Below are 25,098 nucleotides of genomic sequence, written 5' to 3'. Positions count from 1 at the left end.
TAGCTCTGGTTTTGTTGTCGTCGAACGGTGTTGTCGCACAAGGAAGTCCGCGGAAATGGACCGTGGAATTGGTGTCACCGCCGGGACGGGATCGCGTACGGTCCGGCCATTGCCGTCCACGTCAGCGAGGGATGAGACAGGCCATGGCCCGCAGACCCACCATCAAGGACATCGCCCGCCAGGCGGGGGTGTCGGAGAGCGCGGTCTCCTTCGCGCTCAACGACCGGCCGGGAGTCTCCGAGGGCACCCGCGCCCGTGTCCGCAAGGTCGCCGAAGAGCTCGGCTGGCAGCCCAACAGTGCGGCCCGCGCCCTCTCCGGCGAACGGTCCGGCGCCGTCGGGCTGGTCCTCGCCCGGCCGGCGCACACCCTCGGCGTCGAGTCCTTCTTCCTCCAGCTGGTCTCCGGCATCCAGGAGGTGCTGGCCGCCGGCCGGATCGCCCTGCTCTTCCAGGTCGCCCCGGACATCGAGGCCGAATGCGCCGTCTACCGCCGCTGGTGGGCCGAGCGGCGCGTCGACGGGGTCATCGTCGTGGACCCGAGGACCGACGACCCGCGCCCGGCCCTCCTCCAGCAGCTGGCCCTGCCCGCCGTCACCGTGGGGGAGACCGATCCGCCCTCCACGCTGTCCGCGGTCCGGGCGGACGACGCCGGCGCCATGGCCCAGGTCCTCGACCACCTGTGCGGGCTCGGCCACCGCCGGATCGCGCACGTGGCCGGACTGCCCGGGCTCGCCCACACCGAGCGCCGGATCCGCTCGCTGCGCGCCGAGGCGGACCGGCTCGGGCTCGGCCCGGGCGACGTGCGCTCGGTCCCCACCGACTACTCCGACGCCGAGGGCGCGGCGGCCACCCGGCGGATCCTCGCCGGGCCCCGGCCGCCGACCGCGATCGTCTACGACAACGACGTGATGGCGGTGGCGGGCGCCGCCGTCGCCGCCGAACTGGGCATCCCCGTGCCGGACCGGCTCTCCCTCGTGGCCTGGGACGACTCCGCGCTCTGCCGGGTCACCCGCCCGCGGCTCACCGCGCTCGTCCGCGATACGGGGGCCTTCGGTCGGATCGCCGCCGAGGAGCTCCTCGCCGTCCTCGCCGGCAGCCCGCCGAGATCCAGGGAGAGCGAGCGGCCCCGGCTCGAGCCCCGTGAGAGTACGGCTCCGCCACCGGCCGCATACTGAATTCCGAGACCCTTTCTGGAGCGTCACCGTGATCACTCCCGCCCCCACGCCCGCACCCACCTCCGCGTTTCCCGGCCCCCGGGCCGGCGCGGGGGCCGAATCCGGCCTGACGGTCGCGATCGACATCGGCGGTACGAAGATCGCCGGCGCGCTGGTGGACGGCGACGGCACGATGACGGCCACCACCCGGCGCCCGACCCCCGGCGCGGCGGACGGCGACACCGTCTTCGCCGCCGTCGCCGAGGTCGTCGCCGAGCTCGCGAAGTCCCCGCTGTGGCCCTCGGCGGTGCGCTGCGGCATCGGCAGCGCGGGCCCGGTGGACACCGCGCGCGGCACGGTGAGCCCGGTCAACATCGGCGCCTGGCGGGGCTACCCCGTCCAGGCCCGGGTGGAGGCGGAGCTCGCCTCGCACGGGGGGCGGATCCCGACGCTGCTGGCCGGCGACGGGGTGGCGATGACCGCCGCCGAACACTGGCTGGGCGCCGCCCGGGGGCACGCCAACGCGCTGTGCATGGTGGTGTCCACCGGCGTCGGCGGCGGACTGGTCCTGAACAACCGGCTCCACCCCGGACCCACCGGGAACGCGGGCCACATCGGCCACATCAGCGTCGCCTTCGAGGGGGAGCCGTGCGCCTGCGGCGGCCGGGGCTGCGTGGAGTCCCTCGCCTCCGGCACCGCCATCGCACGCTGGGCCCTGGCCCAGGGCTGGACCCCGGCCGGGGACGCCACGGCCGCCGGAGCCGCCGCGGCCGCGGCCGCGGGCGACCCGGTCGCGCTGGCTGCCTTCGACCGGGCCGGCCGGGCGCTGGCCGCGGCCATCGCCGCCACCGCCAGCCTCGTCGAGACCGACATCGCCGTCGTCGGAGGGGGCGTCGCCGCCGCCGGGGACACCCTCTTCGGGCCGATCCGCGCGCACCTCGCCTCGTACGCGACCCTGTCCTTCGTCAAGGACCTCCAGGTCGTCCCGGCGACGCTGGGCACCCACGCGGGCCTGATCGGCGCGGCCGCGGCGGCGATGATGCTGCTGCCGTCCTGAGCACGGCTCCGGCGGAGACCGCGCCGGGGCCCGCGCCGCGGCCCGTGACAGGGCCCGTGACAGGGCCCGCCACAGCGGCCTACGGCTTGACGGAGCGGTAGTACCGGGCCGCGCCCTCGTGCAGTTTCAGCGGATCGGTGTAGATCGCCGTCCGCAGGTCCACCAGCTGCGCCGCGTGCACCTCGTGCCCGATCGTGTCCCGGCTGAGGATCACGGTGCGGGTGAACTGCTCCGTCAGCTCGGCGCCCGTGTCCTCCCGGGTCACCAGCAGGTTCGGCACCGCCACGGTGGACACCGCCGAGGTGTTGCGGGCCCGCGCGTAGGCGTCCTGGGGCATCACCGCCGCCCGGTAGTAGCGGGCCGGGCTGCCGCTCTCCTGCAGCGCCTCCACCAGATCGCCGAGCTGCACGAGCCGGATCTCGAACCGCTCCGACAGCCCGCGCACGGCGTTGGTCGGCAGCCCGCCCGACCAGAAGAAGGCGTCGATCCGGCCCGCCTCCAGCTCCGCCGGCATGGTGTCGATGCCGATCGACACCGGGGTGATGTCGCGGGCCGGGTCCAGCCTCGCCGCCGTGAGCAGCCGCTCCGAGATCAGCCGCACGCCCGAGCCGTCCTGGCCGACCGCGACCCGTTTGCCGCGCAGGTCCCGGGCCGACTGGACCGGGGAACCGGCGGGCACCACGAGCTGTACGTAGTCGTCGTAGAGCCGTACGCAGCCGCGCAGCCGGTCCGCGCCGGGCTTCCGGTCGAGCTGGTACTTGAACACCGCGTCCGCCGTGGCGACTGTGAAGTCCGCCTCGCCGGCGGCCACCCGCTGCAGGTTCTGCTGCGAGCCCTCGCTGGTCTGCAGCCGGACGTTCACGCCGGGCATGTTCTCGGCGAGCGACTGCTCCAGCAGCTGGCCGTAGAGGTGGTAGACACCGGTCTGGACGCCGGTGCTGAAGGTGAGGTCCCCCTTCAGCTCGGGCTCCCCGAAGGGCCTCAGCCACCAGACGAGCGCGCACAGGACGGCCAGTACGGCCACCAGGGCCCGCAGGGCACGGCGCCTGCTGATCCGGGGCGGTACGAGAGGCATGGCCGCGATCCTGCCACCGACCCGCCCTCCTGTCACGGCCCGCCCGGCCCGTCCGGCCGCCCCGCGCCCACCGTCGGGCCCCGGGTGCCCGACCCGACCCTTACCCTTGCTGGGTGAGCACCGAGGGCGAGGCGACTGTTGTGAAAACGTACGAGGTCCGGACGTACGGCTGTCAGATGAATGTGCACGACTCCGAGCGGCTGTCCGGCCTGCTCGAGGACGCCGGGTACGTCCGCGCCCCCGAGGGGTCCGACGGCGACGCCGACGTCGTCGTGTTCAACACGTGCGCCGTCCGCGAGAACGCCGACAACAAGCTCTACGGCAACCTCGGACGCCTCGCCCCCATGAAGACCAAGCGCCCCGGCATGCAGATCGCCGTCGGCGGCTGCCTCGCGCAGAAGGACCGCGACACCATCGTGGACCGCGCCCCCTGGGTCGACGTGGTCTTCGGCACCCACAACATCGGCAAGCTGCCCGTCCTGCTGGAGCGCGCGCGCATCCAGGAGGAGGCGCAGATCGAGATCGCCGAGTCGCTGGAGGCGTTCCCCTCCACGCTGCCGACCCGGCGCGAGTCCGCGTACGCGGCGTGGGTGTCGATTTCCGTCGGCTGCAACAACACCTGCACCTTCTGCATCGTCCCGGCGCTGCGCGGCAAGGAGGAGGACCGCCGTCCCGGCGACATCCTCGCCGAGGTCGAGGCGCTGGTCGCCGAGGGCGTCTCGGAGATCACCCTGCTCGGCCAGAACGTGAACGCCTACGGCTCCGACCTGGGCGACCGCGAGGCCTTCTCCAAGCTGCTGCGGGCCTGCGGCGCCATCGAGGGCCTGGAGCGGGTCCGCTTCACCTCCCCGCACCCGCGCGACTTCACCGACGACGTGATCGCGGCGATGGCCGAGACCCCGAACGTCATGCCGCAGCTGCACATGCCGATGCAGTCCGGATCGGACACGATCCTCAAGGCGATGCGCCGCTCGTACCGCCAGGAGCGCTTCCTCGGCATCATCGAGAAGGTCCGCGCCGCCATCCCGCACGCGGCGATCTCCACCGACATCATCGTGGGCTTCCCCGGTGAGACGGAGGAGGACTTCCAGCAGACGATGCACGCGGTGCGCGAGGCCCGCTTCGCGAACGCGTTCACCTTCCAGTACTCCAAGCGCCCCGGGACCCCCGCCGCCGACATGGACGGGCAGATCCCCAAGGAGGTCGTGCAGGAGCGGTACATGCGCCTGGTCGGCCTCCAGGAGGAGATCTCCTGGGACGAGAACAAGAAGCAGGTCGGCCGCACGCTGGAGGTCATGGTCGCCGAGGGCGAGGGCCGCAAGGACGGCGCCACGCACCGGCTGTCCGGGCGCGCCCCCGACAACCGCCTCGTGCACTTCACGAAGCCGCTCCAGGAGGTCCGCCCGGGCGACGTGGTGACCGTGGAGATCACCTACGCGGCCCCGCACCACCTGCTGGCGGAGGGCCCGACGCAGTCGGTACGCCGTACGCGTGCGGGCGACGCCTGGGAGAAGCGCAACGCGGCTCCGGCGCAGCCGAAGGGCGTCCTGCTGGGGATCCCCACCCTGGGCGTCCCGGCCCCGCTGCCGGTGGCCGCCTCGGGCTGCGCGGTTCCCGCGTCCTCCTGACGGGCGGGGTACGGGGCCCCGGCGAGCGAGGTCCGCGGCGCGGCCCCGGATTCGCGGATCCGGCTTCGCCGGAGAGCCACGCGCGTCCCGGCCGGGTGCGGCTACGCTGCAGATCATGCTCGTAGCCGCTGCCGTCTGCCCCGCCCCGCCGATGCTCGTGCCCGAGATCGCCGCGGGAGCCGCCGCCGAACTCGGTGACGCCCGTACCGCGTGCTCCGACGCGCTGTCCGTGCTCGCCGCCTCCCGGCCCGATCTGCTCGTGGTCGTCGGAGCCTGCGACGAGGAGCACGGGGGTTCCTACCCCCAGGGCGCCCGCGGCACCTTCCGCGGCTTCGGAGCCGCCACCGAGGTACGGCTGGGCGAGGGCGAGGAGGGGCCGCGCCTGCTGCCCGCCCCGCTCGCCGTCGGAGCCTGGCTGCTGGGCCGGGCCGGCTGGGGTGCGGCGCCCCTGGAGGGGCTCGGGGTCGCCGAGGCCCTGGACACCGCCCGCTGCCTGGAAGCCGGCCGGGAGCTCGCCCGGCGCGACGCCCGGGTCGCACTGCTCGTGATGGGTGACGGCAGCGCCTGCCGGTCCCTCAAGGCCCCCGGCTACCTCGACGACCGCGCGGACGCCTTCGACGCCGAGGCCGCCCGCGCGCTGGGCGCCGCCGACACGGCCGCGCTGGCCGCCCTCGACGCGGGGCTCGCCCGCGAACTCCAGGCGGCGGGACGGGCCCCCTGGCAGGTGCTCGCGGGCGCCGCCGAGGGCGCGGGCCTCGAAGCGCGGCTGCTGTACGAGGACGCGCCGTACGGGGTCGGATACTTCGTCGCCGCCTGGTCGTAGCCCGGCAGAGGCGCACGGAAGAGGCCCACGGCAGAGGCCGCCCGGCAGAGGCGCACGGCAGAGGGGCGCGGCACCACGCTCGGTGGTGCCGCGCCCCTCCCGTAACCGCGTCAGGAAGCCGCCGGCGGCGTCGGCCCGCCGGGAGTGTCCTTGTGCGCGATCTTGCCCAGGGCGTCCTTCGCCTTGTCCGCACCGCTAGAGATCTGACCGCTGTACTTGCCCTTGGTCTTGGAGTCGACGGCCTTGGCCACCTTGTCCAGATTCTGGGCGATCTTGCCCTCGTGCTGCTGCGCGAGGTCGCCGACCTTGTCCTTGGCGGGCGCGAGCTTGGCCTTCAGATTGTCCAGCAGGCCCATGGGTCACCTTCCATTGGCGGGATAACTACGTACGGGCGCCCTCGCCGGCCTCGCTGTCCGCGGCGACCTCCGCCGACTGCTGCTTCGGGATCTCGACGGCTTCCGCCGCGCTCTCCTCGGCCACAGCCGGCCCGGTCCCGGCCTCGTCGGCCGTCACGGACTCCGCCGTCAGATCCGCGCCGGCGACCTCTTCGGTCGTGGTCTGGCTCTTGCGGCCGAGAAGCCGGTCCAAAATGCCCATGTCTACTCCTATAACGTTACTCGTGTGAGTGAAGTTCCGCCGTGGACGGACCCGTGTACGGACCATGTACGGACCGGCCCGCGCCGGTCCGGAGCCGGGCGTACGACAGGCGCGCGCCGGGCCGGAACCCCGCCAAGGCAACGACCCCGATCCGCGCCCGTCACGTAGCTCGATCGGGTACATGGCGGTGTCTTGACGGAGGGCTGCGAGACTGGGGCGGTGAGGAAAGCAGCCCCCGCCCCGCGGGTCATCGCCGTCGTCGGACCCACCGCGGCCGGAAAGTCCGATCTGGGCGTAGCCCTGGCCCGCCATTTCGACGGCGAGGTCGTCAACGCCGACTCGATGCAGCTGTATCGGGGGATGGACATCGGCACCGCCAAACTGACGACGGCGGAGCGCGGCGGGGTCCCGCACCGCCTCCTCGACATCTGGGACGTCACCGAGACCGCGAGCGTCGCCGAGTACCAGCGCCTGGCCCGCGCCGAGATCGACGCGCTGCTCGCCCAGGGCCGTACGCCGGTCCTCGTCGGCGGGTCCGGCCTGTACGTGCGCGGCGCGCTCGACGCGATGGACTTCCCCGGGACCGACCCCGAGGTCCGGGCCCGGCTGGAGGCCGAGGCCACCCTGCGCGGCCCCGGCGCCCTGCACGCCCGGCTCGCCGCCGCCGACCCGGCCGCCGCGCAGGCGATCCTGCCCAGCAACGGCCGCCGCATCGTGCGCGCGCTGGAGGTCATCGAGATCACCGGCCGGCCGTTCACCGCCAACCTCCCCGGCCACGAGTCCGTCTACGACACGGTCCAGATCGGCGTGGACGTGGCCCGGCCCGAGCTCGACGAACGGATCGCGCTGCGCGTGGACCGGATGTGGGAGGCCGGGCTGGTGGAGGAGGTCCGCGAGCTGGAGGCCGCGGGACTGCGCGACGGAGTCACCGCCTCCAGGGCCCTCGGCTACCAGCAGGTGCTGACCGCACTCGCCGGGGAGTGCACGATGGAGGAGGCCCGCGCCGAGACGGTGCGCGCCACCAAGCGGTTCGCCCGCAGGCAGGACTCGTGGTTCCGCCGCGACCCGAGGGTGCACTGGCTCAGCGGGGCCGCCGATGACCGGGGGGAACTCGCCGGACTCGCGCAGTCGTTGGTCGAACGAGCGGTCACAGCCTGATCACGTGATGGCATCGGGACGCCCCGGGCGCCCGTTCGGGGCCTGACGGCGTGCCATCATCAAACTTCCGCCGGTGCCTCACCGGCGGTGAACGGCGGCGTACCGAGTCCGAGTGGGAGGGCGCGTGGCGATGGAGGCCGGCCCTCGCGACACCGGTCGGGACGACACCCGACGGGAAACGGACCCGACGCTTCACGGTGCTCTCTCCGGGGCGGCGGACGGGTTCGACGACGACGGCCTCGACGCCGGCGGACTCGACAACCTCGACGGCCCCGGTCCGGACGGCCTCGGACTGCCCGCGGAGCCCGCGCGGCTGACCCCCGACGGCCCGGACGCGCCCGACTCCGCCGAGGCGGAGGCCGCCTCCGCCCCCGCCTTCGAGGTGGAACTGCGGCCGCAGCGCCGGCTGCGTCTGTGGCAGATCGCCCCCATCGTCGTACTGGCCGCCTCCGGATCCCTGATGTTCGCCTTCCCGCTCGCCTTCGAGTTCGGCGACGGCGGAGCGGTCGTCGCCATGCTCGGGTTCCTGATCAGCTGCTGCGCGGGCGGCTGGGGCATGATGGCCGCGCGCCGCGTGGGCTACGCCCTGCCCGGGCTCCCGGCCCGCGGCTCCGGCCGGCGCCCCGACTGGCGGGTGGCCGGGCTGTACGCGCTGGTCGCGCTGGCCGTCGTTGCGCTCGCGGTGTACCGGGTGGCCCGGCTCCGCTAGCCCTCCTCCGCCGGCCTCCTGCGCCCGACCTGCTCCGCGGCCGGCTCGGTACCATGGGCGGGTGACGCAGACGAGCCTCTCCTTCCTCAAGGGCCACGGCACCGAGAACGACTTCGTGATCGTTCCGGACCCGGACAACGCCATCGAGCTGCCGGCGTCCGCCGTCGCCCGGTTGTGCGACCGGCGGGCCGGGATCGGCGCCGACGGCGTGCTGCACGTCGTGCGCTCCGCCGCGCACCCCGAGGCGGCGCACATGGCCGGCGAGGCCGAGTGGTTCATGGACTACCGCAACAGCGACGGCTCCGTCGCCGAGATGTGCGGCAACGGCGTCCGCGTCTTCGCCCGCTACCTGCACCACGCGGGGCACGCCGAGCCCGGCGACCTGGCCGTCGCCACCCGCGGCGGCGTCAAGCGCGTGCACCTCGACAAGGCCGGTGACGTGACCGTCTCCATGGGCCGCGCCGAGCTGCCCGAGGGCGAGGTCACCGTCTCGGTGGGAGAGCGGTCCTGGCCCGCGCGCAACGTCAACATGGGGAACCCGCACGCGGTGGCCTTCGTTGACAGCCTGGACGATGCCGGGAACCTGCTGGACCCGCCCCCGTACAGCCCGGCGTCCGCCTACCCGACGGGTGTCAATGTCGAATTCGTCGTCGACCGCGGCCCCCGGCACGTCGCCATGCGCGTCCACGAGCGCGGCTCCGGCGAGACCCGCTCCTGCGGCACCGGCGCCTGCGCGGTCGCCGTGGCCGCCATCCGCCGCGACGGCGCGGATCCGGCCGTCACCGGCGCGCCCGCCACGTACACGGTCGATCTGCCCGGCGGCACGCTGGTCATCACCGAACACCCCGACGGCCGGATCGAGATGACCGGACCCGCCGTCATCGTGGCCGAGGGGGAGTTCGATCCCGCCTGGCTCACCGAAACGGCTTTCGTCTAAAGCTTCCCTCTAATGGGTGATCCGTTTCACGCTGAGCGAGAGGTGGACTGCGCCACGTGGTGGGGTCGGTAGCATCAGGCACCGGCCCTGAGGGCTCACCCCATGCCCACCACCGCCGGTCGAAGCCGCCGGAGGTGCCCATGAGTGCAGAGGCCACGAACCCCGAAGCACGCCCCGAAGAGCGCCCAGAACTTCGCAGACGGGGCCGGACCAGACTTGACCTGCGACGACTTGGGCGCGCAGCACTGCTCGGCCCCACGTCCCGGGACCGCCTGCCGGACGCGATCGGCCATGTCGCCGAAGCGCACCGCGCCCACCACCCGGACGCGGACCTCTCCGTCCTGCGCCGCGCGTACCTGCTCGCCGAGACCTCGCACCGCGGCCAGATGCGCAAGAGCGGTGAGCCGTACATCACACATCCGCTCGCCGTCACCCTCATCCTGGCCGAACTCGGCGCCGAGACCACCACCTTGACGGCGTCCCTCCTCCACGACACGGTCGAGGACACCGACGTGACCCTCGATCAGGTCCGCGAGGAGTTCGGCCAGGAAGTCTGCTTCATCGTCGACGGCGTCACCAAGGTCGAGAAGATCGACTACGGTGCCGCCGCCGAGCCCGAGACCTTCCGCAAGATGCTCGTCGCCACCGGCAACGACGTCCGCGTGATGTCCATCAAACTCGCCGACCGGCTGCACAACATGCGCACCCTCGGGGTGATGCGCCCCGACAAACAGGCCCGCATCGCCAAGGTCACCCGGGACGTGCTGATCCCGCTCGCCGAACGGCTCGGCGTACAGGCCCTGAAGACCGAGCTCGAAGACCTCGTCTTCGCGATCCTGCACCCCGAGGAGTACGAGCACACCCGCGCCCTCATCGCGGCCCACGCGGGGGACCGCGACCCGCTGCCCGCCATCGCCGACTCCGTACGGGCCGTCCTGCGCGAGGCGGGCATCGCCGCCGAGGTGGTGGTGCGGCCCCGGCACTTCGTCTCCGTGCACCGGATCGCCCTCAAGCGCGGGGAGCTGCGCGGCTCCGACTTCGGCCGCCTGCTGGTCCTCGTGGCCGAGAACGCCGACTGCTACGGGGTGCTCGGGGAGCTGCACACCTGCTTCACCCCGGTCGTCTCGGAGTTCAAGGACTTCATCGCCTCCCCGAAGTTCAACCTCTACCAGTCCCTGCACACCGCCTTCGCCACGCCCGAGGGGTACGTCGCCGAGGTGATCGTGCGGACCCGGCAGATGCACCGGGTCGCGGAGGCGGGCGTGGTCGCGCTCGGGAATCCGTACACGACCCCGCAGGCGGCCGAATCGGCCGACTGCGACGAGGAGCGGGTGGACCCGACGCGGCCGGGCTGGCTGTCGCGGCTGCTCGACTGGCAGCAGTCCGCCCCCGATCCCGACACCTTCTGGAACGTCCTGCGCTCGGAGCTGGCCCAGGACCGCGAGATCACCGTGTTCCGGGCCGACGGGGGCACGCTGGGCCTGCCGGCCGGCGGCAGCTGTATCGACGCCGCCTACGCGCAGTACGGCGAGGCGGCCCACGGCTGTATCGGCGCCCGGGTCAACGGGCGCCTGACCTCCCTGTCCTCCCGGCTCTCGGACGGGGACACCGTCCAGCTGCTGCTCTCGCACGACGCCACCTCGGGACCGTCCGCCGACTGGCTGGAGCACGCGAGGACCCCGGCCGCCCGCATCGCCATCAGCAGCTGGCTGGAGTCCCATCCCGACGGGGCCGGACCCGCCGCGGCCGCGCCGCGGGCGCCGCTGTCCGTGGTGGGGGCCCGGGGCGGCGGCGGCAACGCCGTCGCCGACCTGCCGGACGCCACCGTACGGCTCGCCGGGTGCTGCACCCCGGTCCCGCCGGACGCGGTGGAGGGGTTCGTCGTCCGGGGCGGGGTCGTCACCGTGCACCGAGTCCACTGCGCGACGGTGGCCCAGATGCGGGCGGTGGGGCGCACGCCCGTCGCCGTGCACTGGCGGGCGACCGCCGACTGCCGGGTCACGCTGCTCGCCGAATCGTTCGGCCGCCCGCACCTGCTGGCCGATCTGACCGAGGCCATCGCCCGCGAGGGGGTCGAAGTGGTCTCCGCGACGGTGGAGCCGCCGGTCGAGCAGCGGGTCCGGCACAGCTACACCCTGCAACTGCCCGACGCGGCCGGACTCCCGGGCCTCATGCGGGCGATGCGGGACGTGCCGGGCGTCTACGACGTCAGCCGGGCGTAGCCCGCCCGACCCGTTCGGGTGGAGCCGTCGCGCGCCGGTCGCGGGCGCGCGCCGGTCGCTGATATGCGGTGGGGGATGCAGCTCACCTCCCCGCGCCTGCGCGCCGCCCTGCTGGCCGCGGCCTCCCTCACCCTCGTCGCCGCGGTCGCGCCCCCGCCCACGGCGCTGGGCATCGGCGACCCGTTGTTCCCGGAGCTCGGGAACCCCGGCTACGACGTGCTCTCGTACGACCTGTCCTTCGCGTACAAGGACAACAAGACCCCGCTCGACGCGGTCACCGTCATCGACGCGCGCACCCTGACCCGGCTCGAATCCGTCAACCTGGACTTCACCCACGGGAAGGTGGCGTCCGCCGAGGTCAACGGGGAGCCGGCGCAGTTCGCGAGCATCGGGGAGGACCTCGTGCTGACCCCCGCCCGGCCGCTCCCCGCCGACGCCCCCCTGCACATCGCCATCCGGCACACGAGCGATCCGCGCGGCCGCGGCGACGGCGGCTGGGTGGTCACCGAGGACGGGCTGGCGATGGCCAACCAGGCCGACGCCGCCCACCGGGTCTTCCCGTGCAACGACCACCCCGCCGACAAGGCGTACTTCACCTTCCGCGTCACCGCGCCGGCCGGGCTGACGGCCGTCGCCAACGGGGTGCCGGGCCTGCTCCCGGCCCACCGGGCGGGCACCGCGACCACGTGGACGTACCGGACCCTGCACCCGATGGCCACCGAGCTCGCCCAGGTCTCGGTCGGCGACTCGGCCGTCGTGCACCGCACCGGGCCGCACGGACTGCCGCTGCGCGACGTGGTGCCCGCGGCGGACCGGGAGCGGCTGGAGCCCTGGCTGAAGAAGACCGCCGGGCACGTCGAGTGGATGGAGGCGCGCGTCGGCCGCTACCCCTTCGAGAACTACGGGGTGCTGATCGCGAAGGCCAGGACCGGCTTCGAGCTGGAGACGCAGACGCTGTCGCTCTTCGAGAGCGCGCTCTTCGCCGGCGGCGCCGGGTACCCCGAGTGGTACGTGGAATCCGTGATGGTCCACGAGCTGGCCCACCAGTGGTTCGGCAACAGCGTGTCCCCGCGCGCGTGGTCGGACCTGTGGCTCAACGAGGGCCACGCCACCTGGTACGAGGCCCTGTACGCGGACGGCCTCGGCAAGTACTCCCTGGAGCGGCGGATGCGCGAGGCGTACCAGCGCTCCGACCAGTGGCGTGCGGCGGGCGGGCCCCCCGCCGCACCGAGGCCGGCCCCTCCGGGCGAGAAGATCGGGCTGTTCCGGCCGGCGGTCTACGACGGGGCCGCGCTGATCCTGTACGCCCTGCGCCAGGAGATCGGGGCCGAGGCCTTCGACCGGGTGGAGCGGCGCTGGGTGGGCGAGCACCGGGACGCGGTCGCGGGCACGGCGGACTTCGTACGCCTCGCCTCGCGGGAGGCCGGGCGGGACCTGGGGGCCTTCCTGGAGCCGTGGCTGTACGGGAAGAAGACCCCGGCCATGCCGGGGCACCCCGAGTGGGGCGGCCCGAAAAGCGTGTGACGCGTGCGGAACGGGCATGCCACCATCGACGAGGCCGTTCCACGGGGCCCCCGGTACGGGGGCGCCGCGTCGCGGGGGCACTCCGGGGGAATCTCCGGGGAGTGTCACGCGTTGGACGTGACAGTGTTGTGTCACGCGCGGGAGTAGCTTTGGCCTTGGCTCCGCTTCGCCTGACGCGGACGCATTCGAAAACGACGTAAGGATCCAATGACCTCCTCTTCTTCCCCTTCCCAGGACGCGCGGGACGACGCAGAGACTGCGGCGGACTCGCAGAGCTTCACCGAGAGCCTTCGGGCCGACGCCCTGATGGAAGAGGACGTCGCCTGGAGCCACGAGATCGACGGAGAACGGGACGGCGCCCAGTACGAGCGCTCCGAGCGCGCGGCCCTGCGCCGCGTGGCCGGCCTCTCCACCGAGCTCGAGGACGTCACCGAGGTCGAGTACCGCCAGCTCCGCCTGGAGCGGGTCGTACTCGTGGGCGTGTGGACCTCCGGCACGGCGCAGGACGCGGACAACTCCCTCGCGGAGCTCGCCGCCCTCGCCGAGACGGCGGGCGCGCTCGTGCTCGACGGCGTGATCCAGCGCCGCGACAAGCCCGACCCGGCCACCTTCATCGGGTCCGGCAAGGCGCGAGAGCTGCGCGACATCGTCATGGAGAGCGGCGCCGACACCGTCGTCTGCGACGGCGAGCTCAGCCCCGGCCAGCTCATCGCCCTCGAAGACGTCGTCAAGGTGAAGGTGGTCGACCGGACCGCGCTCATCCTCGACATCTTCGCCCAGCACGCCAAGTCCCGAGAGGGCAAGGCGCAGGTCGCGCTCGCGCAGATGCAGTACATGCTGCCGCGACTGCGCGGCTGGGGTGCCTCGCTGTCCCGGCAGATGGGTGGCGGCGGCGGTGGCGGCATGGCCACCCGCGGCCCCGGTGAGACCAAGATCGAGACCGACCGGCGCCGGATCCGCGAGAAGATGGCGAAGATGCGCCGGGAGATCGCGGAGATGAAGACCGGCCGCGACATCAAGCGGCAGGAACGGCGCCGAAACAAGGTGCCCTCGGTCGCCATCGCCGGATACACCAATGCCGGCAAGTCCTCGCTGCTCAACCGCCTCACGGGCGCGGGCGTACTGGTGGAGAACTCGCTGTTCGCCACCCTCGACCCGACCGTGCGCCGGGCCGAGACGCCGTCCGGCCGGGTCTACACCCTGGCCGACACGGTCGGCTTCGTCCGGCACCTGCCCCACCACCTCGTCGAGGCGTTCCGCTCCACGATGGAGGAGGTCGGCGACTCCGACCTCATCCTGCACATCGTGGACGGCTCGCACCCGGCTCCGGAGGAGCAGCTGGCGGCGGTCCGCGAGGTCATCCGCGAGGTCGGCGCCGTCAAGGTGCCCGAGATCGTGGTGATCAACAAGGCGGACGCGGCCGACCCGCTGGTGCTCCAGCGGCTGCTGCGGATCGAGCGGCGCTCCATCGCCGTCTCGGCGCGCACCGGCCAGGGCATCGAGGAACTCCTCGCGCTCATCGACGCCGAGCTGCCGCGGCCGGCGATCGAGATCGAGGCCGTGGTGCCGTACACGCGCGGCTCGCTGGTCGCCCGTGCGCACGCCGAGGGCGAGGTGATCTCCGAGGAGCACACGGCGGAGGGCACCCTGCTCAAGGCGCGGGTGCACGCGGTACTGGCGGCGGAGTTCGCTCCGTACGTGCTCGCGAAGCACTGACGCGGCCGGCCTGCGGGCCGCACCGCACATGACGAGGGCCCCCGCGGATGCGGGGGCCCTCGGTCATGCGGTGGGTGCGCGGAACCGTGCGCTACCTGCTACCTGCTACCTGCTACCTGCTACTCGCTGCGTGCTACTTGAACTTGCCGCTCACGGCGTCGAAGACGCCCTTGGCCTCAGGGCCCAGCCGGGGTCCGGCCAGCCAGCCCGCCTTCGCGGGGCCGATCGAGGTGTTCGACACCAGCGCCGGCTTGCCGTCGGCGCCCGCCGCGACCCAGCCGCCGCCCGAGGAACCGCCGGTCATCGTGCAGCCGATGCGGTACATCACGGGGTCGGACGCGTTCAGCGACAGCCGGCCGGGCTTGTCGGCGCACTGGAAGGCCTTCTGACCGTCGAACGGGGCAGCCGCCGGGTAGCCGGTGGCCGTCATGCTCGCGATCTTGGGCGCGGCCGCGGTGTTGAACTCCACCGGAAGCGCCGTACCGACCGTCTCCTCCAGGGACTTGGCACCGCCCTTCTCGGGGGTCACGTGCAGCACCGCGAAGTCGTACGGGGCACCCGCGCCGCCGGTCGGACCGCCGGTCGCGATCCACTGGTCGGAGGTCTGCGCCCAATCGCTCCACCACACGCCGTACGGGGCCACCTCCTGGCGCGGCGCGCCCTTGAGCGCGGCCGCCGGCTTGCCCGCGTCGTTGTACGACGGGACGAAGGCGATGTTGCGGTACCAGCCGCCGGACTTGCCCGCGTGCACGCAGTGGCCGGCCGTCCAGACCATGTTGGACTTGCCGGGGTGCGCCGGGTCCTTGACCACGGTCGCCGAGCAGACCATCGAGCCCTCGGGGCCGTCGAAGAAGACCTTGCCGGAGGCGGGGACGCTGGTGTGGTACGGCGCCTTCACGGGCTTGGCGGCCACCGGAGCCGGGACCGGGTCGGTGACCCCCTGGTCCTTGCCCGCGTCGGGGTCGACGGCGGGAGGCTGCGGAGTCTTGTCGGCGTCACGCATCCGGTCCGGGTCCCAGAGGTCCTCGATGATCGGGTTGATGTAGTCGCCGGCCTCGCGGAGCCAGTCCTCCTTCTTCCAGTCCTTCCACGCACCTCCCTTCCACTTCTCCAGGTCGATGCCGTGCTCCTTGAGCTTGTCCTTGAGCGCGTCCGGGATCTTCACCCCGTCCAGGCTGGTGGGCAGGCTCGCCGCCACGGTCGGCTTCGCGTCGGTCTCACCGTCGCCGGGCCCGCACGCCGCGGCGGTCAGCGCGAGCGCGGCCGCGCACAGGATCGCGGTGACCGGTCGGATCGGTCGCATGTCGTGAATCCCCCTGGTGGTTCGGGATGGTGCCTGGGTTGCAGCACCCCACTATGCCGCTGCCGTGGGGGACGGCACAGCCCGGGGCGACGGTTCCCCCGGCGGGGGCCCGATCTCCGGGCGGGGCAAGGATCTTGGGGCCACCCGTGATCCGTCGTCGTCACCGTCGTTGGTACGTACGGGGGATGGGGGAGCAGCGTTGGTGTTCGAGGCGCACTCCGGAAGAGCAACCGTGCGGGAGGAGCGACACTCGTGGCTTTGACGAGCGGGCAGGCCGCGGCCGAGGCGCACGTCCCGCCGCAGGCGAACCGCGGGCCGCAGGTGAACGGCGGGCCGCAGGTGAACGGCGGGCCGCAGGTGAACGGCGGGCCGCAGGAAGGTCCGGCCGCCGGGCCGGGGGCGGGCCGGGAAGGCCGGGCGGCGCTCCGCGGGCCGCCGCCCCGGTCTCAGCGGCCCGGCGGCGACGGGGCGGAAGCGGACACGGTGGGCGGGGCGGCCGCCGCACCGCGCTCCCCCAGGCGGCGGTCGGCCGAAGCGGCGGCGGAGGCCGCGCGTTCGTCGGCGGTCGGGGAGAGCGCGACGAACGCGGAGGTGATGAAGAGGTAGGAGCCGAGGCCGACGGCGAGCGGGAAGATGAACTGCATGGCGGTCGCGCCCGGCAGCGGTGCGTCCGAGGGGACGACGTGGACGGCGACGGCGAGCATGCCGGTGTAATGCATGCTGGTGACGGCGGCGCCCATGATCAGCGAGGCGACCGCGACGGCCACCGGGGACTTGATGTTGAGCGCCGCCCACAGGGCGGCGGTGGCGGCGACCACGGCGATGGCAATGGAGAGCCCGACCATCAGCGGGTCGTAGGAGACCGATCCGTGCAGGCGCAGGGCCGCCATGCCCAGGTAGTGCATGCTCGCGACGCCCAGGCCGGTGGTGAGGCCGCCGAGGACGAGGGCGCGGCCGCGGTCCTTGCCGTAGCCGACGGCGAACACTCCGGCGCCGACCACGACGACGGCGACGAGCAGCCCGAGGATGGTCAGCGGCACGTTGTAGCGGATCTCGGTCCCGGTGACGTGGAAGCCGAGCACCGCGACGAAGTGCATCGTCCAGATGCCCGTCCCGATGGCCGAGGCCGCCGTGAGGAGCCAGTTGCGGCGGGAGGCTCCGGTCGCGGCCTCGAGTGCGCGGACGGTGCAGCGCAGCCCGAGGGCAGCGCCGATGCAGGCCATCACGTATGACAGCGCGGGGGTAAGCCAGCCATAGGCGGCGTGGTCCAGGTGTCCCATGGCCACGGGACGCTAGTCCGGGTGAGGGCGCGAACAAGGGGCGCATTTCGAAAGCCACTGGAACTGCTGGAATATGACAGAGATACGTTCATCTGCGATCACACCGCGTACCACCTTGCACACGTTCCGCAGGCATGTGCCCGGACCGAGGTGGGGGATCATGGGCACATGAGCGAAGACCGCACACAGGATCACACCCGCGTCCAGGAGTTCTTCGGAGCGCGCGCGGCCGACTGGGACCGCAAGTTCCCCGGCGACGGCCCCGCCTTCGAGACGGCGGTGGCCGAGTTCGGTCTGCGGCCCGGGAACCGGGTGCTCGACGCGGGCTGCGGCACCGGCCGGGCGATGACCGCGCTGCGCGCGGCCGTGGGCCCGTCGGGCACCGTGCTCGGCGCCGACCTCACCCCTCAGATGCTGGCCGCCGCGCGGGACGCCGGCCGGGGCGCGCAGGGCGCGCTGCTGCTCGCGGACGTGGCGCAGCTGCCGCTGCGCGACGGGGCGCTCGACGCGGTCTTCGCCGCCGGGCTCATCGCCCACCTGCCCGACCCGGGGGCCAACCTGCGCGAACTCGCCCGCGTGGTTCGCCCCGACGGGCGGCTCGCGCTGTTCCACCCGATCGGGCGCGCGGCCCTGGCGGCGCGCCACGGCCGCGAGCTGACCCCGGACGACATGCGGGCGGAGCACAACCTCGGCCCGCTGCTGGCCGGTTCGGGCTGGCGGATGACCTCGTACGCGGACGAGGACGCCCGGTTCATGGCACTGGCCGTGCGCACCGCCTGAGGGCGGACGTCGCACGTCGCCCTCCCCGCCGCGGGCGCCAAACCCTCCGCGCAGGTGGCGGGCCTGGAAATCTCCTCCCGCCGCCTCTCGACGCGGTGGTTACTCGCTGGTTAGGGTGCGCCGACGAGAGAACGACCGGGAGGCCACGTGTCCGACGAGGAGGACGGCGGTTCGCTGTACGTGCTGACCGCCGTGCTGCTGACCCCCGCGCAGTTCCCGAGCATCCTGGGTGACGACTTCCCCGAGGCCTGCTCGCTGCTGGGCGTGCCGCCGGCGGCATCCGGGTACGGGCTGGTGCTCGGCCAGGACGAGGAGGGCGCGCGCTGGACGGTCGTGGTCGACGACGTCTCGCTCGTGGCCATGGCCATCGCTTCCTGGGACTGCGGGATGGAATACGACCTGTCCCCCGACGAACGGTCCATCGTGGTCTCGCTGGCGGGCTGGCCGCTGGAGCTCGCGGTGTCGACGGCGGGCATACCCGAGCCGCACGATCCGGAGCAGGGCGCCGACGGTACGGGCCGGGTGCCGCTGGCACCGCCTTCGGCCGAGGCCTGGGGGCCGGTGCAGCGGCGGATGGGCGCCGACCAGATCGCCCGCGAGTGGGCGACCTGGAGCGAGCGCGTGGCCTCGGACGGTGGGGCGGCGGCCGCCTCGCACCCGGGGCTGGCGCGGGCGCTGAAGGAGGCGCTGGGCTACACCCGGACCGTGCCGCCGCCGGGCCGGGTCCGGTCGTCCTTCGCCGGCGAGGAGGCGCGCACGCTGCGCGTGGACGGCCCCGGCTGGTCGCTGGTGGCCCGTACCGGCGGGGCGGCCTTCGTCCTGCTGGACGAGGAGCCGAGCGAGGTCCTGGCGGTCCCGCCCGAGGCGGACGGGGAACTCCCGGAGCTGGCGGAGCTGCTGACCGCGCTGGACCGCGTCGCGGTGCGGCCGGTCTGAACACGAAGGGGGAGGCCGTGACGGCAGGTTCGGTGGGTCCGGTGGGTTCGGTGGAGATGGTCCCGGTGGGCGTGGTGGTCGGCGGCCGCGCGGAGGTCGTCGACGACGACTGGGGGCGGGAGGCGGCGGTGATCCGCCTGGACCGGGAGCGGTTCGGCCCCGAGGCGCTGTACGGGCTGGAGGACTTCTCGCACGTCGAGGTGGTCTACCACTTCGACCGGGTGCCGCAGGACAGGATCGAGACGGGCGCGCGTCACCCGCGGGGCAATCCGGACTGGCCGCTCGTCGGTATCTTCGCGCAGCGCGGCAAGAACCGGCCGAACCGGCTGGGCGTCTCGCGCTGCCGCGTCGTGAAGGTGGACGCCGGGGCGGCCGACGGTCCGGAGGTGCACGTGGAGGGCCTGGACGCGGTGTCGGGCACCCCGGTGCTCGATCTCAAGCCGTACATGGCGGAGTTCGGCCCGCGCGGCGACCACCGCCAGCCCGAGTGGGCGACCGTGCTGATGCGGGACTACTACTGACCGGCGCGGCGCCGTACGCCGCCGCCTCCCGGCCTTTCACGATGTGGGACACCCCGAACCCGCCCTCACCGCCCCGGATCTGCACCTGGTGATGTGCTGTGCGACGTGCACCGTCACCTGTACGCGATGCTGAGCCGCACTGTCATCGAGGTCCGGTCCGGGCCGTCGCTTTCGCGTCAGACCCGGTCGAGCGGGACGTGCGGGACCGGCGGGAGCGTGATCTCGATGGTGTCGCCGGGACGGATGGTGCCGCCCCGGTGGACCACGCCCATGATTCCGGCCTTGCGGAGCAGGTTGCCCTCCTCGTCCCGGCTCACCACCTGCTTGAGCAGCCCGTGCTGGAAGGCGTCGATCTGCAGGCACGGGTTGCGCAGGCCGGTCACCTCCACCACGGCGTCCTCGCCCAGGCGCAGCAGGGTGCCGGTCGGCAGGCCGAGCAGGTCGATGCCCTCGGTCGTGACGTTCTCGCCGAGCTGGCCCGGCTCGACCTGGTGACCCGCCTCCGCGACCTCCTCGAAGAGCTCCCGGTGGATGAGGTGGACCTGCCGCAGATTCGGCTGCGTCGGGTCCTGGGCCACGCGCGAACGGTGCTTCACCGTGACGCCCGCGTGAACGTCGCCCTCGACCCCCAGTCCCTCGATGAGCCTGATGCTCTCGCGCGTGGGCTTGGTGAACGAGTAGACGCCGTTGCTGCTGACCGCCGCGACCTGCGCCGCTCTCGCCGTGCTCATGGATCACTGCCCCCGTGGCGGCCTCAGCGGCCGATCTGCTTCCTGGATATTCCCCGCAGCCTACGACGCTGGGAGGAGTCCAACAGCAGGTAGGCGGCCGTCGGCACACCGATCAGGACCAGCAGTCCCGCCCAGAACCCGACCGCCCAGAACAGCACGATGGCTGCCACTACTCCGGCAACCGCGACCTTTCCGCTCGTGGACATCTGCGGACACCTCTTTCTCCGTCGGCCACTACCCCACTCAACGCGTGCTCCCGCTCCCGCGTTCCCACTCGCGCGACCGATCGACGCGGGGAACCCGCAGTGACCTGGGTCACGGCGGCGCCTCGGCCTGCGGGCCTCGCGGGTGGGTTAATCTCGGCCGCCCCGTTTCCGGTCAAGTTTGAGGATTGCGTGCTCTCGACGATCTCCGGCCTCATCAGCTCCCACGCCGTCTTCCTGCCCGCGGAACCTCCCCGTGCCGGCCGGATCGCCTTCTGGCAGCCGGATCCGGACGCGGATGCGGATGCGGATGCGGATGCGGATCTCCAGGGGCTGCGGCACGAGCTGCAGGGGCTCACCGGCCCCGGCACCCTCCAAGAGCTCACCGTCGTCGCCGCGGACCTGCGGACCGTCACCGTCAGCGCACTCGTCCTGCCGGTGGCCGACGCCGTGGCGCTGCTGACCCGGGTCCGGGCCGCCGCGTCGGCCGGGGCAGCGCCCTTCTGGGGCGCCGCCGCCCTGCTGGCCCTGCGCCTCGCCGCGCGCGGGCTGCTGCTGCCCGGGGTGAGCCCCGCCGGGTACGACGCCTGGCGGCTCGGCCCTCTGGAGGCCGCCGACCTGGCGGAGGTCCGGGAGCTGGCGGCCGCCATGCCTCCCGCCGCGCACTGCGTGCCGCTCGGCCCCGGCCTCGACCCCGACGGAGACGGCCCGGCACGGCTGCCCGCGCCGGAGCCGCTGCTGCGCGCCTTCCTCGACGCCGTCGCCGACACCCTGCCCCGCTCCCCCGCGGCGCCCGCCGCCGCCGGCGGGCCCGCCTACGCCGCCGTCGAGCCCGGACTCCACCCCGAGCTGCGCGAATGGGCCGCCGAGGTCGCGGCCGAGCACGAGGCGGGCGTGCGCGTCTCGCTCCGGATCGACCTCGACACCTCCTGCGAGCCCCCCGCCTTCCGGGCCGTGCTGCAGATGCACGGCCTCGCCGACGCCGCGCTCGTCGCGGACGCCGCCGACGTCTGGGCCGGAGCGGGCGCCGCCGCTGCCGGCTTCCCGCCGCGTGCCCGTCTGGACGCGCTCCGGGCCCTGCGCCGCGCCGCCCGCCTCTGGCGTCCGCTCGCGCCGCTGCTCGGCGCGGCCGTCCCCGACTCCGTGGACCTGGCCGACGAGGAGGTCGCGGAGCTGCTCGGGGAGGCCGGTCGCGCCCTGGCCGCCGACGGGGTGCAGGTGCACTGGCCGCGCGGGCTCGCCCGTACGCTCACCGCCCGCGCCGTCGTGGGACGCCCCGCGCCGGCGTCCGCCGCCGCCTCCGGCGACCTCCCCGGCCTGCTCTCCCCCACCGCAGCCCACCCCCTCACCTGGCGCCACGCACTCGGCGGCCAGGGCGATCTGACCGCCGGGGAGCTGGACCTGCTCGCCGAGGCGAGGCGCCCCCTGGTCCGGCTGCGCGACCAGTGGGTCCTGATCGATCCGGCCGAGGCCCGCCGGGCCCGGTCCCGCCTGCGCCAGGGCCGCGAGGTGACGACCGCCGACGCGCTGGCCGCCGTACTCACCGGCTCGGCGGAGCTGGACGGCGTGCGGTACGAAGTGGAGACCGCCGGTCCGCTGGAGGGCCTCCGCGCGCTGCTCGCCGCCGACCCGGAACGCGCCGACGCCCGCGCGGACGCCCGCGCCGACGCTCCGGCCCCCACCGGCGCCGGGCTGCCCGTCGGCGAGCCGGCCGCGCTCCACGCCACCCTGCGCGACTACCAGCTGCGCGGCCTGCGCTGGCTGGCCCGGATGACCGGGCTCGGCCTCGGCGCCTGCCTCGCCGACGACATGGGCCTCGGCAAGACCGTCACCCTCATCGCCCTGCACCTCCACCGGCGGGAGCTGGGGCACAAGGGCCCGACGCTGGTGGTCTGCCCGGCCTCACTGCTGGGCAACTGGCAGCGGGAGATCGAGAGGTTCGCCCCCGGCACCCCGGTGCGCCGCTTCCACGGCCCCGGCCGCAGCCTTGAGGGACTCGCGGGACTCAAGGGACTCGAGGAGCCCGACGCCGGATTCGTCCTCACCACCTACGGCACGATGCGCCTGGACGCGCCGCGACTCGCCTCCGTGCACTGGGACATGGTCGTCGCCGACGAGGCGCAGCACGTCAAGAACCCGCGCTCCGGGACGGCCAGGGCCCTGCGCACCGTCCCGTCCGCCGCCCGCGTGGCCCTCACCGGCACGCCGGTCGAGAACGACCTGTCCGAGCTGTGGGCCGTCCTCGACTGGACCACGCCCGGCCTCCTCGGCCGCCTCGGCACCTTCCGCACCCGCTACGCCGAGCCGATCGAGAGCGGCCGGGACCCGCAGGCGGCGGCCCGACTGGGCATGCTCGTACGGCCGTTCCTGCTGCGGCGCAGGAAATCCGACCCCGGGATCGCGCCCGAGCTGCCGCCCAAGACCGAGACCGACCACGCCGTCCAGCTGACCCGGGAGCAGGCCGGACTGTACGAGGCCGTCGTGCGCGAGACCCTCGCCGCGATCGCCGAGTCGGACGGGATGGAACGGCGCGGCCTCGTCGTCAAACTGCTGACCTCGCTCAAGCAGATCTGCAACCATCCCGCGCAGTATGTGAAAGAGCACAGTTCGCAAGAGCTCAGCCCGAACGGGCCCAGCCCGAAAGAGCGCAGCCCGAAAGAGCGCGGCTCCGGGAAGCTGGAACTGCTCGACGAACTCCTCGACACGATCGTCGCCGAGGGCGGTTCGGTGCTGGTGTTCACGCAGTACGTGGCGATGGCCCGGATCCTGGAGAGACACCTCGCCGCGCGCGGGATCGGCACCCAACTGCTGCACGGGGGGACGCCGGTGGCCCGCCGGCAGGAGCTCGTGGACCGGTTCCAGGCCGGGGAGTCCCCGGTCTTCCTGCTCTCTTTGAAGGCCGCCGGCACCGGGCTCAACCTGACCCGTGCCGGCCACGTCATCCACTACGACCGCTGGTGGAACCCGGCCGTCGAGGAGCAGGCGACCGACCGCGCCTACCGCATCGGCCAGACCCAGCCCGTCCAGGTCCACCGCATCATCGCCGAAGGCACCGTCGAGGACCGGATCGCACAACTCCTGGCGCGCAAGAGGGCCCTGGCCGATTCCGTCCTCGCGGGCGGCGAGGCCGCGCTGACCGAACTTACCGACGCGGAGCTGGCCGAGCTCGTGGCCCTCCGCCCGACGACCGCCGGGGAGCGCCGCGGATGAACGCGCAGCATCGGTACGACCCGTCCACCCCGCACGAGAAGACCTTCCCGGCGCTGCCGCCGCCGACCGGCCGGGGCTTCGCCCGCACCTGGTGGGGTCACGCCTGGCTGCGCGCCCTGGAGGACAGTGCGCTCGACGGGCAGCAGGTCAAGCAGGGGCGGCGGTACGCGCGTTCGGGCGCGGTGGGCGCCGTGTCCGTGCGGCCGGGCGGGCTGACGGCCGTGGTGCGGGACCCGGACGGGACGGCGCACCGGACGGACGTGCTGGTCCAGGAGTTCACGGAAGCGGAATGGGACCGGCTGCTCGGCCTGGCGGCCGCGGAGTCCGGGCACATCGCGGCGCTGCTGGACCGGGAGGTGCCTCCGGAGCTGGCGCAGGACGCGGCGGCGGCCGGGGTGGAGCTGCTGCCCGGTATCGGGGACCTCGACCCGCGCTGCGACTGCGACGAGTGGGACCACTGCCCGCACACGGCGGCGCTCTGCTACCAGGTGGCGCGGCTGCTGGACGAGGATCCCTTCGTCCTGTTGCTGCTGCGCGGGCGCGCGGAGGCCGATCTCGTGGCCGAACTGGAGGGCCGCAGCACGGCGAAGGCGGAGGCGGAGGCGGAAGCGGGACCGGGAGCCCCCGGCAACCCGGCGGACGAGGGGGTCCCCGCCGCCGAGGCCTACGCGGAGGCGGGCGCCCTGCCCCCGCTGCCGCCGCCCGCGCGGCTGCCGGACGCGCCGGGCCAGGCGCCGACGCTGGACACGGAAGCGCAGTCGCAGCCGCCGGGCCTGGACGTGGACGCGGTGGAGTTCCTCGCGCAGGCGGCGGTGACCAGGGCGTACCGGTTGCTCGCGGAAGCCCTCGCTCCGGCCCACGCGGAGCGGGCCCCGCAGCCCGGGCCGACGGCGGCCGAAGACGCCGTACGCCTCACGGCGGAGGCCGATGACCTTCGGGTCCGGTCCCGTCTGGCGGCGGCTACCGACAGGAACCGGGCCGAGATGGACCGGGCCGTTCTCGCCTGGGGCTTCGGCGGGGCCCAGGCCGTCGCGGTACTGGAGCAGGACTGGACCCCGGACCGGGCGTCCCTCGCCCGGGCCCGGGCCGCGCTCGCGTCGGCCTGGTCCGAAGCGGCGGACTCCGGCGAGGACGCGGACTCCGGCCCGGACCCGGACTCCGGCCCGACCCCGACCCCGGACCCGACCCCGGACGCCGACGCCGACTCCGGCACCGACCCGGAATCCACCGACGGCGCCCCCGCCCCCGTGCTGCGCCGGGTCCGCGCCCGCTGGACGGAGCCGGGCGGCGACCGGCAGCTCCGGCTGGGCCGGGAGGGCCGCTGGTGGCCGTACCGCCGCAGCACGGCGGGCCACTGGCTGCCGGCGGGCCCGGGATCCCCCGACCCGGCGTCGGCGCTGGCGGCGCTCGACCCGGAGGAGTAGCGGGGCTCCGGCGGGGACCGGCCGGCCGACGGGCCGGCCCGCGTACTGGCCGACACACTGGCCGACGCACCGCTTGCCGGGGCGCCGGGGCGGTACGACGATGGGGCGCT

General features: G+C 73.9%; 22 protein-coding genes. 15 read left to right on the top strand and 7 right to left on the bottom strand.

Translation table 11 applies throughout. The annotated features are described in order from the left end of the window. Nucleotides 1-143 precede the first annotated feature (143 nt). Both DRB89_RS27280 and DRB89_RS27275 read left to right on the top strand, forming a co-directional pair. Nucleotides 144-1,175 (top strand): LacI family DNA-binding transcriptional regulator, encoded by a 1,032-nt coding sequence (locus tag DRB89_RS27280; RefSeq protein ID WP_112450841.1) that lies wholly within the window; start codon nucleotides 144-146, stop codon nucleotides 1,173-1,175. Nucleotides 1,176-1,281: 106 nt separating this feature from the next. Beyond that, nucleotides 1,282-2,211 (top strand): ROK family protein, encoded by a 930-nt coding sequence (locus DRB89_RS27275; RefSeq protein ID WP_112453743.1) that lies wholly within the window; start codon nucleotides 1,282-1,284, stop codon nucleotides 2,209-2,211. A 79-nt stretch (nucleotides 2,212-2,290) separates the two neighbouring features. On the opposite strand, the gene DRB89_RS27270 is transcribed toward DRB89_RS27275, so the two are convergent. Further along, nucleotides 2,291-3,286 (bottom strand): TAXI family TRAP transporter solute-binding subunit, encoded by a 996-nt coding sequence (locus tag DRB89_RS27270; RefSeq protein WP_112450842.1) that lies wholly within the window; start codon nucleotides 3,284-3,286, stop codon nucleotides 2,291-2,293. Between the two features lie 140 nt (nucleotides 3,287-3,426). Between DRB89_RS27270 and miaB the strand changes: the two genes are divergently transcribed. Beyond that, nucleotides 3,427-4,914, top strand: a complete 1,488-nt coding sequence (miaB, locus tag DRB89_RS27265) for a tRNA (N6-isopentenyl adenosine(37)-C2)-methylthiotransferase MiaB (protein ID WP_112450843.1) — start codon at nucleotides 3,427-3,429, stop codon at nucleotides 4,912-4,914. Between the two features lie 115 nt (nucleotides 4,915-5,029). Continuing rightward, nucleotides 5,030-5,737, top strand: a complete 708-nt coding sequence (locus DRB89_RS27260) for a class III extradiol dioxygenase subunit B-like domain-containing protein (protein ID WP_112450844.1) — start codon at nucleotides 5,030-5,032, stop codon at nucleotides 5,735-5,737. A 110-nt stretch (nucleotides 5,738-5,847) separates the two neighbouring features. On the opposite strand, the gene DRB89_RS27255 is transcribed toward DRB89_RS27260, so the two are convergent. Next, nucleotides 5,848-6,093, bottom strand: a complete 246-nt coding sequence (locus DRB89_RS27255) for an antitoxin (RefSeq protein ID WP_112450845.1) — start codon at nucleotides 6,091-6,093, stop codon at nucleotides 5,848-5,850. A 25-nt stretch (nucleotides 6,094-6,118) separates the two neighbouring features. Then, nucleotides 6,119-6,334, bottom strand: a complete 216-nt coding sequence (locus tag DRB89_RS27250) for a hypothetical protein (RefSeq protein ID WP_112450846.1) — start codon at nucleotides 6,332-6,334, stop codon at nucleotides 6,119-6,121. A 219-nt stretch (nucleotides 6,335-6,553) separates the two neighbouring features. Between DRB89_RS27250 and miaA the strand changes: the two genes are divergently transcribed. From miaA to hflX, 6 genes are all read left to right on the top strand, one after another. Beyond that, nucleotides 6,554-7,492: a tRNA (adenosine(37)-N6)-dimethylallyltransferase MiaA gene (miaA, locus tag DRB89_RS27245; protein ID WP_112450847.1), complete on the top strand. Its 939-nt coding sequence runs from the start codon at nucleotides 6,554-6,556 to the stop codon at nucleotides 7,490-7,492. Nucleotides 7,493-7,622: 130 nt separating this feature from the next. Next, nucleotides 7,623-8,201 carry a hypothetical protein gene (locus tag DRB89_RS27240; protein ID WP_112450848.1) on the top strand — a complete coding sequence of 193 codons (579 nt, stop codon included), beginning with the start codon at nucleotides 7,623-7,625 and terminating at the stop codon, nucleotides 8,199-8,201. A 61-nt stretch (nucleotides 8,202-8,262) separates the two neighbouring features. Then, the gene (gene dapF, locus DRB89_RS27235) at nucleotides 8,263-9,138 is read left to right on the top strand and encodes a diaminopimelate epimerase (RefSeq protein WP_112450849.1); all 876 of its coding nucleotides are present in this window, start codon (nucleotides 8,263-8,265) and stop codon (nucleotides 9,136-9,138) included. 140 nt (nucleotides 9,139-9,278) lie between these two features. Then, nucleotides 9,279-11,360 carry an HD domain-containing protein gene (locus tag DRB89_RS27230; RefSeq protein ID WP_112450850.1) on the top strand — a complete coding sequence of 694 codons (2,082 nt, stop codon included), beginning with the start codon at nucleotides 9,279-9,281 and terminating at the stop codon, nucleotides 11,358-11,360. Between the two features lie 75 nt (nucleotides 11,361-11,435). Continuing rightward, nucleotides 11,436-12,884 (top strand): M1 family metallopeptidase, encoded by a 1,449-nt coding sequence (locus DRB89_RS27225; protein WP_112450851.1) that lies wholly within the window; start codon nucleotides 11,436-11,438, stop codon nucleotides 12,882-12,884. Nucleotides 12,885-13,091: 207 nt separating this feature from the next. Then, a complete protein-coding gene (hflX, locus tag DRB89_RS27220; protein WP_112450852.1) occupies nucleotides 13,092-14,600 on the top strand; it encodes a GTPase HflX in 1,509 nt (502 codons plus the stop codon). Between the two features lie 133 nt (nucleotides 14,601-14,733). Here the strand turns inward: hflX and DRB89_RS27215 are convergent, their stop codons facing one another. Both DRB89_RS27215 and DRB89_RS27210 read right to left on the bottom strand, forming a co-directional pair. After that, on the bottom strand, nucleotides 14,734-15,903 hold the full coding sequence (locus tag DRB89_RS27215; protein ID WP_112450853.1) for a hypothetical protein: 1,170 nt from the start codon (nucleotides 15,901-15,903) through the stop codon (nucleotides 14,734-14,736). A 446-nt stretch (nucleotides 15,904-16,349) separates the two neighbouring features. Beyond that, entirely contained in the window at nucleotides 16,350-17,183 is an 834-nt protein-coding gene (locus DRB89_RS27210; protein ID WP_112452619.1) for an MHYT domain-containing protein, read from the bottom strand. Between the two features lie 168 nt (nucleotides 17,184-17,351). Between DRB89_RS27210 and DRB89_RS27205 the strand changes: the two genes are divergently transcribed. The 3 genes from DRB89_RS27205 (at nucleotide 17,352) to DRB89_RS27195 (ending at nucleotide 19,420) form a co-directional block, all read left to right on the top strand. Then, nucleotides 17,352-17,963, top strand: a complete 612-nt coding sequence (locus tag DRB89_RS27205) for a methyltransferase domain-containing protein (protein WP_112452618.1) — start codon at nucleotides 17,352-17,354, stop codon at nucleotides 17,961-17,963. Between the two features lie 147 nt (nucleotides 17,964-18,110). After that, the gene (locus DRB89_RS27200) at nucleotides 18,111-18,899 is read left to right on the top strand and encodes a hypothetical protein (RefSeq protein ID WP_112452617.1); all 789 of its coding nucleotides are present in this window, start codon (nucleotides 18,111-18,113) and stop codon (nucleotides 18,897-18,899) included. A gap of 56 nt (nucleotides 18,900-18,955) precedes the next feature. Beyond that, nucleotides 18,956-19,420: an SAM-dependent methyltransferase gene (locus DRB89_RS27195; protein WP_112452616.1), complete on the top strand. Its 465-nt coding sequence runs from the start codon at nucleotides 18,956-18,958 to the stop codon at nucleotides 19,418-19,420. Nucleotides 19,421-19,596: 176 nt separating this feature from the next. Here DRB89_RS27195 and DRB89_RS27190 read toward each other — a convergent pair whose 3' ends face one another. Both DRB89_RS27190 and DRB89_RS27185 read right to left on the bottom strand, forming a co-directional pair. Continuing rightward, complete coding sequence (locus DRB89_RS27190; RefSeq protein WP_112452615.1) at nucleotides 19,597-20,151, bottom strand: MOSC domain-containing protein; 555 nt, start codon at nucleotides 20,149-20,151, stop codon at nucleotides 19,597-19,599. Between the two features lie 23 nt (nucleotides 20,152-20,174). After that, nucleotides 20,175-20,357, bottom strand: coding sequence for a hypothetical protein (locus DRB89_RS27185; protein ID WP_112452614.1), 183 nt, complete (start codon nucleotides 20,355-20,357; stop codon nucleotides 20,175-20,177). Nucleotides 20,358-20,546: 189 nt separating this feature from the next. Here DRB89_RS27185 and DRB89_RS27180 point away from each other — a divergent pair, with 189 nt between their 5' ends. Both DRB89_RS27180 and DRB89_RS27175 read left to right on the top strand, forming a co-directional pair. Continuing rightward, nucleotides 20,547-23,564 (top strand): DEAD/DEAH box helicase, encoded by a 3,018-nt coding sequence (locus DRB89_RS27180; protein WP_112463450.1) that lies wholly within the window; start codon nucleotides 20,547-20,549, stop codon nucleotides 23,562-23,564. Beyond that, nucleotides 23,561-24,988: an SWF or SNF family helicase gene (locus tag DRB89_RS27175; protein WP_112451650.1), complete on the top strand. Its 1,428-nt coding sequence runs from the start codon at nucleotides 23,561-23,563 to the stop codon at nucleotides 24,986-24,988. Before DRB89_RS27180 ends, DRB89_RS27175 begins: the two co-directional genes overlap by 4 nt. Nucleotides 24,989-25,098 lie beyond the last annotated feature (110 nt).

It is taken from the genome of Streptomyces sp. ICC4 (genome assembly GCF_003287915.1).
Taxonomy (GTDB): Bacteria; Actinomycetota; Actinomycetes; order Streptomycetales; family Streptomycetaceae; genus Streptomyces; species Streptomyces tritrimontium.
The sequence above is the reverse complement of the archived record's forward strand: the minus strand, read 5'-3'. Positions and strand labels throughout refer to the sequence as shown.